General features: G+C 73.7%; 12 protein-coding genes. 6 read left to right on the top strand and 6 right to left on the bottom strand.

Annotated features, from left to right (window positions below):
- Window positions 1-22: 22 nt before the first annotated feature.
- The 6 genes from ACWC9R_RS02960 to ACWC9R_RS02935 form a co-directional block, all read right to left on the bottom strand.
- On the bottom strand, window positions 23-952 hold the full coding sequence (locus ACWC9R_RS02960; RefSeq protein WP_450728433.1) for a phosphatidylinositol-specific phospholipase C: 930 nt from the start codon (window positions 950-952) through the stop codon (window positions 23-25).
- 145 nt (window positions 953-1,097) lie between these two features.
- Window positions 1,098-2,060 carry an L-histidine N(alpha)-methyltransferase gene (gene egtD / locus ACWC9R_RS02955; protein ID WP_450728431.1) on the bottom strand — a complete coding sequence of 321 codons (963 nt, stop codon included), beginning with the start codon at window positions 2,058-2,060 and terminating at the stop codon, window positions 1,098-1,100.
- Entirely contained in the window at window positions 2,057-2,812 is a 756-nt protein-coding gene (gene egtC, locus ACWC9R_RS02950; protein WP_393356522.1) for an ergothioneine biosynthesis protein EgtC, read from the bottom strand. Before egtC ends, egtD begins: the two co-directional genes overlap by 4 nt.
- 37 nt (window positions 2,813-2,849) lie before the next feature.
- Window positions 2,850-4,169 carry an ergothioneine biosynthesis protein EgtB gene (gene egtB, locus ACWC9R_RS02945; RefSeq protein WP_450728429.1) on the bottom strand — a complete coding sequence of 440 codons (1,320 nt, stop codon included), beginning with the start codon at window positions 4,167-4,169 and terminating at the stop codon, window positions 2,850-2,852.
- Window positions 4,166-5,443 (bottom strand): ergothioneine biosynthesis glutamate--cysteine ligase EgtA, encoded by a 1,278-nt coding sequence (gene egtA / locus ACWC9R_RS02940; protein WP_450728427.1) that lies wholly within the window; start codon window positions 5,441-5,443, stop codon window positions 4,166-4,168. The genes egtB and egtA overlap by 4 nt, the downstream gene beginning before the upstream one ends.
- Window positions 5,444-5,810: 367 nt before the next feature.
- Window positions 5,811-7,022 carry a pyridoxal phosphate-dependent aminotransferase gene (locus ACWC9R_RS02935; RefSeq protein WP_450728425.1) on the bottom strand — a complete coding sequence of 404 codons (1,212 nt, stop codon included), beginning with the start codon at window positions 7,020-7,022 and terminating at the stop codon, window positions 5,811-5,813.
- Between the two features lie 113 nt (window positions 7,023-7,135).
- Here ACWC9R_RS02935 and ACWC9R_RS02930 point away from each other — a divergent pair, with 113 nt between their 5' ends.
- The 6 genes from ACWC9R_RS02930 to ACWC9R_RS02905 all read left to right on the top strand — a co-directional run bounded on the left by ACWC9R_RS02930 (window position 7,136) and on the right by ACWC9R_RS02905 (window position 12,988).
- Window positions 7,136-7,810, top strand: a complete 675-nt coding sequence (locus ACWC9R_RS02930; protein WP_450728423.1) for a winged helix-turn-helix transcriptional regulator — start codon at window positions 7,136-7,138, stop codon at window positions 7,808-7,810.
- A complete protein-coding gene (locus ACWC9R_RS02925) occupies window positions 7,807-8,289 on the top strand; it encodes a phosphatase domain-containing protein (protein ID WP_450728421.1) in 483 nt (160 codons plus the stop codon). Before ACWC9R_RS02930 ends, ACWC9R_RS02925 begins: the two co-directional genes overlap by 4 nt.
- 120 nt (window positions 8,290-8,409) lie before the next feature.
- Window positions 8,410-9,480 carry a glycosyl hydrolase family 18 protein gene (locus ACWC9R_RS02920; RefSeq protein WP_450728419.1) on the top strand — a complete coding sequence of 357 codons (1,071 nt, stop codon included), beginning with the start codon at window positions 8,410-8,412 and terminating at the stop codon, window positions 9,478-9,480.
- Between the two features lie 159 nt (window positions 9,481-9,639).
- Window positions 9,640-10,638, top strand: coding sequence for an NADPH:quinone oxidoreductase family protein (locus tag ACWC9R_RS02915; protein WP_450728417.1), 999 nt, complete (start codon window positions 9,640-9,642; stop codon window positions 10,636-10,638).
- Window positions 10,635-11,837, top strand: a complete 1,203-nt coding sequence (locus tag ACWC9R_RS02910; protein WP_450728415.1) for an acyl-CoA dehydrogenase family protein — start codon at window positions 10,635-10,637, stop codon at window positions 11,835-11,837. Before ACWC9R_RS02915 ends, ACWC9R_RS02910 begins: the two co-directional genes overlap by 4 nt.
- A complete protein-coding gene (locus ACWC9R_RS02905; protein ID WP_450728413.1) occupies window positions 11,834-12,988 on the top strand; it encodes an acyl-CoA dehydrogenase family protein in 1,155 nt (384 codons plus the stop codon). Before ACWC9R_RS02910 ends, ACWC9R_RS02905 begins: the two co-directional genes overlap by 4 nt.
- Window positions 12,989-13,030: the final 42 nt, after the last annotated feature.

Raw genomic sequence — 13,030 nt, 5'->3', positions numbered from 1 at the left:
CCGCCGGGACCGCCGGCCGCGCTCACGCCGCCGGCCGCAGCCGCCTTCCCGCGAGGTTGTGCCCGATCAGCGTCCCGGTCAGGCCGGCCTCGTTCGGGAAGTCCATCGGCACGATGCCCAGGCCCCGCCAGCCGCTCCCTTCCGAGCCCGTCAACAGCTTCTTGACCTGCGGGTTGAGGCGGTCCGCGTTGGAGCGGGGCGGGAGCAGGGCGGCGGTGCTGACGTAGTTGACGAACAGCTTGCCGGGCTGTGTGACGGCCTTGCGGAACTGGGCCTCGATCTTCGGGTACTTCCCGAACGGCTCCGCCATGTAGTCGTCCTGGATGTCGAACAGCTGCGGATCGCCGTAACGGACGCCGCCCAGGCCGTCGGAGTCCGCCAGCAGCACGACCCTGCCGCGGGCCTCACCCAGCGTCGGCAGACCGGCGTCGAGCCGGAACAGTGACCGGTAGCCCTTGTCGTCCAGGTAGATGCCGAAGATCCGGCGGAACTCCTCGGCGGAGACCTCCGAGTACTCCTGCTTGACCCGCATGAGCACCGTCTCGGAGGGGTGCGCCCGGAGGAACGCCCGGCAGGCGTTGAGCACGTCGCCGAACATCAGCTCCTGGTAGAAGGCGCCGTGATGGATGGCGAAGACGTTGTCGATGGCCCGGCAGCGGACGTCCAGGAACCGTATGCCGGAGGCGAGTTGCTCCTCCACGGAGGTGTTCTGGCAGGCCACCCAGGGGCCGCCCCGCCGGGCACCGGAGTCATGGGTGCCGGGGATCGTCAGCCGCTGTACCGGGGTGCCGTCGCCGAGCGCCGACATCCAGTCCGTCACGGACACCGCGGACGCCCGGCGTTCCGCGGCGCCGGCCGTGAACTGCCCGCTGCTGACACCCGCCAGCAGCCCGGCGGCCGACAGTCCGGCCGCGCCTCTGAGGAATCCCCGCCGGTCCAGCACCGCTCCCATGCCGCTTCCCCTGCCCGTCGAGTCTGCGTGCGTGCGCACCGGCCGTCCGGTGCGCACGCGCGGTCGAGGCATGGAACCACATCGGGCGCGGACACGGCACCCGGCCGGCGGACCCGGGGGTCACACCGGCCGGGAGGCGGGGGGATCAGGCCCGGAAGGACAGCGACAGCGCGAAGCGGTCCGTGCTGTCCGTCCACCAGTTCTTCAACTCCAGTCCTGCCGCCGCGAGTTCGTCCCGCACGCGCTCCTGGCGGAACTTCGCCGAGACCTCGGTGCGCAGCTCCTCGCCCGCCGCGAAGGGAACCGCCAGGTCCACTCCGGGAATCTTGACGGTCAGGTCCTTGCGGGCCCGGAGCCGCATCTCGATCCACTCCTGTCCGGCGTTCCACACGGCGACGTGGTCGAAGTCCGCCGGGTCGAAGTCGCCGCCCAGCTCGCGGTTGATGACCTCCAGGACGTTCTTGTTGAACGCGGCGGTGACGCCCTGCGGATCGTCATAGGCGGCGACGAGCGTGGCCTCGTCCTTGACCAGGTCGGTGCCGAGCAGCAGGGCGTCGCCCGGGGACAGCATGGCGTGCACGGAGCGCAGGAACGCGGAGCGCTCCTCGGGGAGCAGGTTGCCGATGGTGCCGCCGAGGAAGGCGAGCAGCCGCGGGCCGGGTGTCGCGGGGAGTTCGATGCCCTGCTGGAAGTCGGCGACCAGCGCGTGCACGGTCAGGCCGGGGTGCTCGGCGAGCAGTGCCTCGCCCGCCGCGGTCAGCGCGGATTCGCTGACGTCGACCGGGAGATAGCTGTGCAGTCCGGTGAGCGCGCCGATGAGGTGGCGGGTCTTGTCGGACGAGCCGGACCCCAGCTCGATCAGGGTGCGGGCCTGGGTGGCCGCGGCGATGTGGTCGGCGCGGGTGAGCAGGATCTCCCGTTCGGCCCGCGTCGGGTAGTAGTCGGGGAGTTTGGTGATGTCCTCGAACAGCTCGCTGCCGCGGGCGTCGTAGAACCATTTGGGCGGCAGTTGTTTGGGGGTACGGGACAGGCCCTGGGTGACGTCGGTGCGCAGCGCGGCCGCGGTGGCGTCGGCGGGGAGGGTGCGGGTGATGTTGAGGGGGCTCACGTGGCGGGCTCCTTGAGCGGGGTGAGGTGGACCTCGGTCCGGGTGGCGCGCAGCAGGGTGCGGTCGGGGACCTCGGTCCAGTGGGGGGAATCGTCGTACGGTTCGGAGGCGACCACCGTGCCGCCTTCGGGAAGGGTCCGGTGGCACAGCGTGTCGCCCCAGGTGGTGGCGGCGATGGTGGTGCCGTCGGTGAGCAGCAGGTTGAGCCGGGAGCCGGGCGCGGCACCGGCGACCGCGGCGACCGTGCCGGCCAGTGCGTCGCCGAGTTCGTCGCCGCGCGCCAGCCGGTGCAGGACCAGGGCCCACAGGAACGCCGCGTCGCAGCGGGCCGGCAGCCGCAGCAGCTCCGCGGGCGGCAGCTCGGCGGCCAGCGGGGCGAGCGCGTCCGGCCAGCCGGCCACCGCGCCGTTGTGGCTGAAGAGGTACCGGCCGGTGGCGTACGGCGCGGCAGCGGCCTCGGCGTCCGCCCCGGCCACGGTGGCGTCCCGTACGGCGGCGAGCAGTGCGCCGGTGCGTACCACCCGGGCCAGGTCGGGCAGCAGATCGTCGCCCCAGATCGGCCCGGCCCGCCGGTAGCGCGCGGGCACCGGGTCGTCCGGCGCGTACCAGCCGACGCCGAACCCGTCGGCGTTGACCGTGCCGTGGCGCTGGCGGCGGGGTGCCCAGGACTGCCGGTAGAGGCTGTGTGGCGGGGTGAGCAGCACCTGGCCGAAGGGTATCTCCGGTCCCAGGTAGGCGAGATGACGGCACATCAGACGCGGGCCTCCCGGTGTGGCGGTGTCGCGGACCTCATGCGCCCGCCGTCGGGTCGGCGTCCCGTGCGGTGCGGAACCCGGAGAAGATCTGCCGGCGCACCGGCAGGTCCCAGTTGCGGAAGGTGCCCCGGCAGGCGACCGGGTCGACCGCGAACGAACCGCCGCGCAGCACCTTGTACGCGTCGCCGAAGAACACCTCGGAGTACTCCCGGTAGGGGAAGGCGGCGAAGCCCGGGTACGGCATGAAGTCGCTCGCCGTCCACTCCCACACGTCGCCGATCAGCTGCCGCACCCCGAGCGGTGACTGCCCGTCCGGGTAGCCGCCGATGGGGGCGGGCCGCAGGTGCCGCTGGCCGAGGTTGGCGTGCGCCGGCGTGGGGTCCTCGTCGCCCCAGGGGTAGCGCCGGGACCGCCCGGTCGCCGGGTCGTGGCGGGCGGCCTTCTCCCACTCGGCCTCGGTCGGCAGCCGCCGGCCGGCCCAGCGTGCGTAGGCGTCGGCCTCGTACCAGCTCACATGCAGCACCGGCTCGTCCGGCGGCACCGGTTCGGTCACCCCGAACCTCCGGCGCAGCCACTGCCCGCCGTCGCGCTTCCAGAAGAGCGGTGCGCGCAGTTTGTGCTCCTGTACCTGCGCCCAGCCGGCCGGGGCCCACCAGCGGGGCTCGTCGTAGCCGCCGTCCTCGATGAACCGCTGGTAGGCGCCGTTGCTGACCGGTGTGGTGTCGATCAGGAAGGCGGGCACCAGCCGGCGGTGGGCGGGCCGTTCGTTGTCCAGGGCCCAGGGCTCGGCGGTGGTGCCCATGGTGAACGGGCCGCCGGCGACCAGGACTTCGGCCGGCAGGATGTCGTCGTCGGCGGGCGGCGGCTCGGGCGCGGTGAGCACGGCCGGCCCGTCACGCAGCTGGTGTGTGATGAGCATGGTCTCGTCGTGCTGCTGCTCATGCTGCGCGATCATGCCGAAGGCGAATCCGGAGTCGAGCAGCGGTCCGCCGTGCAGCGGGGCGCTCTCCAGGATGTCCAGCACCCGGCCGCGGACCTCGTCGACATAGCCGTGTGCCTCGTCGGGGGCGAGCAGCGGCAGCGAGGGGCGCTTGGCGCGCGGGTGCTCGAAGGCGTCGTAGACGGAGTCGATGTCCGGGCGCAGCGGGTCACGGCCGCCGACGGTGCGCAGCAGCCACTGCTCCTCCTGGTTGCCTATGTGCGCCAGGTCCCAGACCAGCGGGGACATCAGTGGGGAGTGCTGTGCGACGAGGTCGGGGTGCTCGACGCAGGTGGTCAGCAGGCGGGTGCGGTCGCGGGCGGTGAGCAGCGCCGCGACCGCGCGCGCACGAAGGAGCTCGGGATCGGGGGTCACTGGCTGTCCTTCCCAACGATGAGGTCGCCCTCCGCGGCGTACAGGGCGTCGAGATGGTCGTCCGCGGGGCAGCGGCCGCGCGCCACATAGCGCTCGGTGAACGCCGCGACCGCCGCGCACACCTCGGGGGAGGCCCCGAGGCGCGGCAGGGCTTCCTGCGCGGCGGCGAAACAGGCCACCGCCGCGCCGTGCAGCTCCGGGTCGGTCAGCGCCCCGCGGGCGGCGTGCCGCCACAGCGGGTTGCGCGGCGCGGGGCGGGAACCGGCCGTCTCCGTCAGGGACTTGACGATGCGGTACGCCCGCTCCGTCGCCTCCACGTCGTCGAAGAGAGCGGCCGTGACCGCCAGCGGCACGATCCAGCCGGCGTCGCCCGGCTGCGCGTCGATCATGCGCAGCTCCAGATGGCCGCGCGGCCGTACGGGCGGGAAGAGGGTGGTGACGTGGTAGTCCAGGTCCTCCTGGGTGGGCGGCCGGGGGGCGCCGGTACGGACCCACTCGCGGAAGGTGAGCCCCTCCGGGGCGTCCCAGTGTCCGTCCTCGGAGCGGATGCACATGACCGGGGCGTCCAGGACGTAGCGCACCCAGGCGGTGCGCGGATCGGGTCCGGGGGGCGGGGCGAGGGTACGGTCCGGGTCGAGCTGGGACCAGATGACCTGGCGGGTGGTGCGGTAGCCGGTGGGGCAGCCCTCACTGACCGGTGAGTTGGCGAACGCGGCGGCCAGCACCGCCCCCAGCAGATGGGCCAGCAGCCAGCGCCGTCCGTACCCGAGCGGCCCGGGCTCCTCGTGACCGGCGTCCACGCACACCTGCACGGACGCGGTGGCGCACATCATGGACCGCCCGGCGGAGCCCCAGCGGTCGAAGTACGCCTCCATGGCGTTGTAGCGCGGATCGGTCAGGACCCGGCGCGGCGGGTGCCAGGGATTGTGGCCGTGACCGGCCAGGCCCAGGCCCATGGCCAGCATGGCGGGCCGGACCAGCGCGAGATCGGCGGTGACCGCCTCGATGCACTCGGTGAGGGAGCCGGCGGGCAGCGAGCTGAGCTCCAGCTGGCCGCCGGGTTCGAAGGTCAGCAGGGAGCTGAGCGGGAGGCCGCGCAGGGCGGTGGCCGCGCTCCGCAGCCGGTCCGGTTCGACCGGACATCGGGGGTTGCGCGCATCGTGGACCAGCCATTCGATCTCCACACCGATACGGCGCGGCGGGCCCGTCTTGAAGCATATTCCGCGCAGGTGAGCTTCCAGCTCCGCTTCCGATACCGCAGGTCGTACGGGCATGGAATCCCTCCCTGGTGGGGTGCCGGCGAGTGTGCCGGCCTCCACCTAATCTGCTGCGCGCGGTGTGCTCAAGAGCGCCTGCGCCCTGCGGACGGCGGGAGGGGTCCCCACCGGGCGGGAGGGGCGGCCGGGCTCGGGGGCCCCGGGACGGTGCCGCGCCGCCTCCTCGGCGCCAGGACGGCCTTCCGGCCCGCCGCCCCGCCCAGGGACCGCGGCGGCGGGCGGCGGACGGGGCCTGAGCAGGGGTACGCCCGTTCGAGTGAGTGCGGCGCGGGGCGCCGTTTGCCGCCCCGGCGGCCCGCGTACGAGGTGTCCGGCGCGCGAGGCGTCCGGCGTACGGGGTGCCCGGCTTACCCGGCCGCCGGTGTCACTGGCGGTAGCCCGCCAGGAAGCGTCCGATCCGGCTGATCGCCGCGTCCAGGTCATCGGCGCGCGGCAGGGTGAGGATGCGGAAGTGGTCCGGGCGCGGCCAGTTGAAGCCGGTGCCCTGCACCACCTGGATCTTCTCCCGCAGCAGCAGGTCGAGGACGAACTTCTCGTCGTCGTGGATCTTGTGGACGGCGGGGTCGAGGCGGGGGAAGGCGTAGAGCGCGCCCTTGGGCTTGACGCAGGAGACGCCCGGGATCTCGTTCAGCCGCTCCCAGGCCCGGTCGCGCTGCTCGTGCAGCCGGCCGCCCGGCAGCACCAGGTCCTTGATGCTCTGCCGCCCGCCGAGCGCGGCCTGGATGGCGTACTGCGCGGGTGCGTTCGGGCACAGCCGCATGGAGGCGAGGGTGCCCAGGCCCTCCAGGTAGTCGGCGGCGTGCTGCCTGGGGCCGGAGACCACCAGCCAGCCGGAGCGGAATCCGGCCACCCGGGACGACTTGGACAGGCCGCTGAACGTCAGGCAGACCAGGTCGGGGGCGAGCACCGCGGCGTGGTGGTGGACCGCGTCGTCGTACAGGATGCGGTCGTAGATCTCGTCGGCGAAGACCATCAGTCCGTGGCGCCGGGCGAGGTCGAGCATGCCGTCCAGCAGCTCGCGCGGATAGACCGCGCCGGTCGGGTTGTTGGGGTTGATGATGACCATCGCCCGGGTGCGGTCGGTGATCTTCGAGGCGAGGTCGTCGAGGTCCGGCAGCCAGTCCGCGGACTCGTCACAGAGGTAGTGCACGGGCGTGCCGCCCGCCAGTGAGGTGACCGCCGTCCAGAGCGGGAAGTCGGGGGCCGGGATGAGGACCTCGTCGCCGTCGTCGAGGAGGGCCTGCACCGCCATCGAGACGAGTTCGGAGACGCCGTTGCCGAGGTAGACGTCATCGACGCCGACGTCGGGCATGCCGCGCTGCTGGTAGTGCTGGGCCACCGCGCGGCGGGCGGAGAGGATGCCCCGGGACTCGGTGTAGCCGTGTGCGCGGGACAGGTTGCGCATCACGTCCTGCAGGATCTCGTCCGGGCACTCGAAGCCGAAAAGTGCCGGATTACCGGTGTTCAGCCGCAGCACGCTGTGGCCCGCCTCCTCCAGGGCGTCCGCGTGCTCGATCACCGGCCCGCGGATCTCGTAGCAGACGCCGGCCATCTTGCTGGACTGCTTGAACTGCATGCGGTGGCCTCCCGGTCCTCGCTCACCGCGCGGCGCGGCAGCGCTCATTGACTCGCTGCTTGGTTTTACCAAGCCGGTACTTGGAAAGTCCAACTTCTGTCTATGCTGGTGTCATGCCGCGCCGAAGCTATGACCAGTACTGCGCCGTCGCCCGTGCCCTGGACGCCGTCGGTGACCGCTGGACGCTCCTGATCGTCCGGGAACTGCTGGGCGGCGCCCGGCGTTACACCGATCTGCACGCCGACCTGCCGGGCGTCAGCACCGACATGCTGGCCTCCCGGCTCAAGGACATGGAACGGGACGGCCTGGTCACCCGCCGCCGGCTCGCGCCGCCCGGAGCCGCCTTCGTCTACGAACTCACCGGCCACGGGCGCGCGCTGCTGCCCGCGCTCACCGCCCTCGCCGACTGGGGCGCCCCCGCCCTCGACGAGCGGCGCCCGACGGACGCGGTGCGGGCCCACTGGTTCGCGGTCCCCCTCATGGAGCGGCTGGCCCGGCACTTCACCGACGGCGTCGACGTGGTCGACATCGCGCTCGACGAGGGGGAGTTCCATGTCGTCCTCCGGGGCGACGGACCGGACTCCGGCGCTCCGGACGGCGGGGCCGGATACGCGGACGGCCCCGCCGAGCGCCCCGACATCCGGCTGCGGATGGACACCGGCACCTGCGCCGCCCTCGCGTACGATCGGCTCTCCCTCGCACGGGGGATCGAATCCGGCCGGATCGCGGTCACCTTGCCCGAGGGGTCCGGTGAACGGCAGCGACGGAAGAGGACGACAACGGCATGACGACGCGCCCCCTGGCGGTCTTCGACCTGGACGGCACACTCGCCGACTCCACCCACCGCCAGCATCTGCTGCAGCGCACCCCGCGGGACTGGCGGGCCTTCTTCGCGGCGGCCACCGAGGACCCACCGCTCGCCGAGGGGGTGGCTCTGGCGCTGCGCAGCACCGAGGACTGCGAGGTCGTCTACCTGACCGGCCGCCCGGAGCGCTGCCGCCGGGACACCGTGGCCTGGCTCGCCCGACACGGCCTGCCCGAGGGCAGGTTGTGGATGCGGCCCAACAGTGACCGGCGCCCGGCGCGGCACACCAAGCTGGAGCTCCTCCGCCGCATCGCCCGCGACCGGGAGATCCGGCATGTCGTCGACGACGACGAACTCGTCTGCGACGCCTGCGAGAAGGCCGGCTTCCGGGTCGTCCGCGCCCGCTGGGCCGCCCCGTCCGACACCCTGCGCGACGCCCAGCAGCGGGCCGGACGCACCTGACGCCCGGGGTGCCGCCCCCGGCCCGGCCGCGCGCCGGGGTCCCGGACGCCCCGCCTCCGGTCGCGTCCGTTCGGCCGAACTGACGGTACGTCAGGAACTGGACCGGGTAGCGCTCGGGAAATGGATCACGCATCAGGGACCCGGGCGCGTACCGGGCTCGCACTCCTGCTGACCGTGGCGCTGCTCACCGGGCTCTGGGTCCCGGCGCACGCGGCGCCCAAGGACCCCCGGAGCTCCGGGCGCACCGGCTCGGCCTGGCTTCCCTACTGGGGCGATGTCGACGCCGCCTACCGCGACGCCGTGCGCCACGCCTCCCAGCTGCACACCGTCAGCCCCTTCTGGTACGAGACCTCCGGCGACACCACCGTCAAGGGCCACCAGGGCGCCGGACGGCACGACATCATCGACGGACTGCACGACGCCGGGATCGAGGTCGTGCCCACCGTGACCGAGACCCTCGGTGCCCGGAAGATGGCCGCGCTGATGCACGACCCGCAGCGCCGCCAGGACCATGTCGACACCCTGCTGGACCTGGTCGACAGCCGTTCCTACGACGGGCTCGACCTGGACTACGAGGCGATGGCCCTCACCGGCGACCGGGAGGACCGCGACCGGGTGCGGACCGGATACAACAAGCTCGTCAAGGAGCTCTGCGCGCGGCTGCACGACCTGGACAAGCAGTGCGTGGTCACGGTGCTGGCCCGGGTCCGCGGCAGCGGCCAGGCCTTCGACTACGAGCGGCTCGGCGGGTACGTCGACCGGTTCCGCATCATGGGCTACGACCTGCACTGGTCGGGCGGCGAGGCGGGCCCGCTCTCCGCCCGGGACTGGTACGACGAGTTCCTGCGCTACGCCACCGACACCGTCCCCCGGCACAAGATCGAGGTGGCCTTCCCCGGCTACGGCTGGGACTGGGTCAGCGGCGTCACCGGCCATGCCGCCCATCTGACCTGGAAGGAGGCCGAGGCGCTGCGCGAGCGGGAGGACGCGGAGTACCGCTTCGACAAGGTCTCCGGCACCCCGCACTTCACCTACCGCAAGGACGGTGAGGTGCACGAGGTCTGGTACCAGGACGGGCGCGGGGTCCGCGCGCAGCTGCCCCTGCTGCGGAAGTACGGGGTGCGGGGCACCGGCCTGTGGGCGCTCGGGTTCGAGGACCCGGAATTCTGGTCCGCGCTCCGGGACGCATAGCCGCCGCACCACCGCGGGGCCCCGGCGGGATCGTGCCGGGGCCCCGTAGTGGTGTGGCGGAGACTGTTCCCTGGGGGATACCGACCGCTTAGTATGTCGCTGGCGAGGGGGCCCGTGCCCTCCGCCCCACCCGCGTATCCAAGTCTGTGGAGGCACCAGGTGAAGGCATGGCGCGTACACGCGAACGGTGAGCCGCGAGCGGTGATGCGGCTGGAGGAGGTGCCGGACCCGCAGCCGGGACCGGGGCAGCTGCTGCTGCGGGTGCGGGCCGCCGACGTCAACTTCCCGGACGCGCTGCTGTGCCGCGGCCAGTACCAGGTGCGGCCGCCGCTGCCGTTCACCCCGGGCGTGGAGATCTGCGGCGAGGTGCTCGCCGCGGGGGAGGGCGTGGACGCCGCTGCCGGGACGCGGGTGCTGGCCCAGCCGCCGCTGCCGGACGGCGGCTTCGCCGAACGCGTGGTCGTCGACGCGGCGACCGTCCGTCCGGCCCCCGAGGCCCTGGACGACGCCGAGGCCGCCGCGCTGCACATCGGCTACCAGACCGGCTGGTTCGGACTGCACCGCCGCGCCCGGCTCCAGGCCGGCGAGACACTGCTGGTGCACGCCGCGGCGGGTGGGGTCGGCAGCGCCGCCGTACAGCTCGGCAAGGCGGCGGGCGCGACGGTGATCGGCGTGGTGGGCGGCGCCGACAAGGCCCGGACCGCCCGCGAGCTGGGCTGTGATCTCGTCCTCGACCGGCGCTCCGACGACCTCGTCGCCGCCGTGAAGGAAGCCACCGGCGGCCGCGGCGCGGATGTCGTCTACGACCCCGTGGGCGGCGAGGCGTACGCCAAGTCCGTCAAGTGCATCGCCTTCGAGGGCCGGATCGTCGTCGTCGGCTTCGCCGGCGGCGCCATCCCCACCCCGGCCCTCAACCACGCGCTGGTGAAGAACTACGCGATCCTGGGCCTCCACTGGGGCCTGTACAACACCAAGGACCCGGCCGCCGTCGACGCCTGCCACGAGGAGCTGACCAAGCTCGCCGCCCAGGGCGTCGTCAAGCCGCTGATCGGCGGGCGCGTCCCGCTGGAAGAGGCCGCCGACGCCGTCCAGCGGGTCGCCGACGGCACCTCCGTCGGCCGGCTCGTGGTGGTCCCCGGAGCGGAGGAGACCCGATGACCGACGCCGACGACCTGCGCCGCCGCACCGCCGCGCTGCTCGCCGCCCATCCTCCGGCCGCCACCGGGCGGCTGGACTTCCTGCGCGCCCGCTTCGACGCCGGGCTCGCCTGGGTCCACTTCCCCGAGGGGCTCGGCGGGCTGGACGCGCCGCGCTCCCTCCAGGCCGTCGTGGACGCCGAGTTGGCGGCGGCCGGCGCCCCCGACAACGACCCCGGCCGGATCGGCATCGGCCTCGGCATGGCCGCGCCCACCCTCCTGCGCTTCGGCACCGACGAGCAGAAGCAGCGGTTCCTGCGCCCCCTGTGGACCGGCGAGGAGGTCTGGTGCCAGCTGTTCAGCGAGCCCGGCGCCGGCTCCGACCTGGCGGCGCTGGCGACCCGGGCGGTGCGCGAGGGCGCGGGAGCGGACGGGACCGGGGGAGACTGGACCGTCGACGGCCAGAAGGTCTGGACGTCCAGCGCGCATCAGGCCCGCTGGGCGATCCTGATCGCCCGCACCGACCCCGACGTCCCCAAGCACCGCGGCATCACGTACTTCGTGTGCGACATGACCGACCCCGGCGTCGAGGTGCGGCCGCTGCGGCAGATCACCGGCGAGGCCGAGTTCAACGAGGTCTTCCTCACCGGCGTCCGCATCCCCGACGCCCACCGCCTCGGTGCGGTCGGCGAGGGCTGGAAGGTCGCCCAGACCACGCTGATGAACGAGCGGGTCGCCATCGGCGGCAGCCGCATCCCCCGCGAGGGCGGCATGATCGGCGTGGCCGCCGCCGACTGGCGCGCGCGGCCCGAACTGCGCACCCACGACCTGCACCAGCGGCTGCTGACGCTGTGGGTGGAGGCCGAGGTCGCCCGGCTCACCGGCGAGCGGCTGCGCCAGCAACTCACCAAGGGCCAGCCCGGCCCCGAGGGCAGCGGGATGAAGCTGGCCTTCGCCCGGCTCGCCCAGGAGATCAGCGGCTGGGAGGTGGAGTTCCTCGCCGAGGACGGACTGACCTACGACGACTGGACGATGCGCCGCCCCGACGGCGTCGACTTCACCGGCCGCGAGGCCGGCTACCGCTATCTGCGCGCCAAGGGGAACTCCATCGAAGGGGGCACCTCGGAAGTGCTGCTCAACATCGTCGCCGAACGCGTGCTGGGCCTGCCGCCCGAGCCGCGCACCGACAAGGACGTCGCGTGGAAGGACCTCCCCCGATGAACGACGGGACCACCCTGCCCGGCGCCGACCCCGACCTCCTGTACTCCGAGGACGAGGACGCGCTGCGCGCCTCCGTACGGCGGCTGCTCGCCGACCGCAGCGATCCGGCCACCGTGCTCGCCGGCCTGGAGTCGGATGCCGCCTACGACACCGGCCTGTGGCACGCCCTCGCCACGGAGATCGGCACCGCGGGCCTGCTGGTGCCCGAGAAGCTCGGCGGGGCGGGTGCGAGCGCCCGCGAGGCCGCCGTCGTCCTGGAGGAGACCGGCCGCTCCGTCGCGCCCGTCCCCTATCTGACCAGCGCGGTCCTCGCGGTGACCGCCCTGCTCGGTTGCGACCACGACCGGCAGGACGTCGCCGCGGCCCTCACCGCGCTCGCCGAGGGCCGCACCGTCGGCGTGCTCGCGGTGCCGCTGCCCACCGCGCCCGGCGGGCTGCCCGGCCGGGCGTCCGTACGGGCTGATGCGGACGGTCGGCTGACCGGCCGGGTGACCTCGGTCGCCGACGCCGCGGCCGCCGGACTCCTGCTCGTCCCGGCCCAGGGCCCCGACGGTCCGGCCCTCTACGCGGTGGCGGCCGCGGCGGACGGGGTGCGCACCGACACCGTCACCCCGCTCGACCTCACCCGCCCCCTGGGCCACCTCACCTTCGACGGTGCCCCCGGCCGCCTCCTGGCCCACGGGGACCGCGCCCGCGCCGCCGTCGACCGTGCCCTGCTCACCGGTGCCGGTCTGCTCGCCTCCGAGCAACTGGGCCTCGCCGAATGGTGTCTGACGGAGACCGTGCGCCACACCGCCGAGCGCACCCAGTTCGGCCGCCCCGTCGGCTCGTTCCAGGCGCTCAAGCACCGGATGGCCGCCCTCTGGCTGGAGGTGGCCTCGGCCCGCGCCGCCGCCCGCAACGCCGCCGACGCCCTCGCCACCGGCAGCCCCGACGCCCCGGTGGCGGTGGCCGTCGCCCAGGCGTACTGCGCGCCGGTGGCCGTCCGGGCCGCGCAGGAGTGCGTCCAGCTGCACGGCGGCATCGGCATGACCTGGGAGCACCCGGCCCATCTCTTCCTCAAGCGGGCCAAGAGCGACGAACTCGCCCTCGGGTCGCCGGGGCGGCACCGGGACGCCCTGGCGGGGCTGGTCGGCATCCCCGCGCCGTAGGCCGGGCAGGGTGGCCGCCGGCCGGCTGCGTCCGGCGGCCAC

This window comes from Streptomyces sp. NPDC001219 (assembly GCF_053597915.1).
This window is presented reverse-complemented; position numbering and strand designations above follow the sequence as displayed.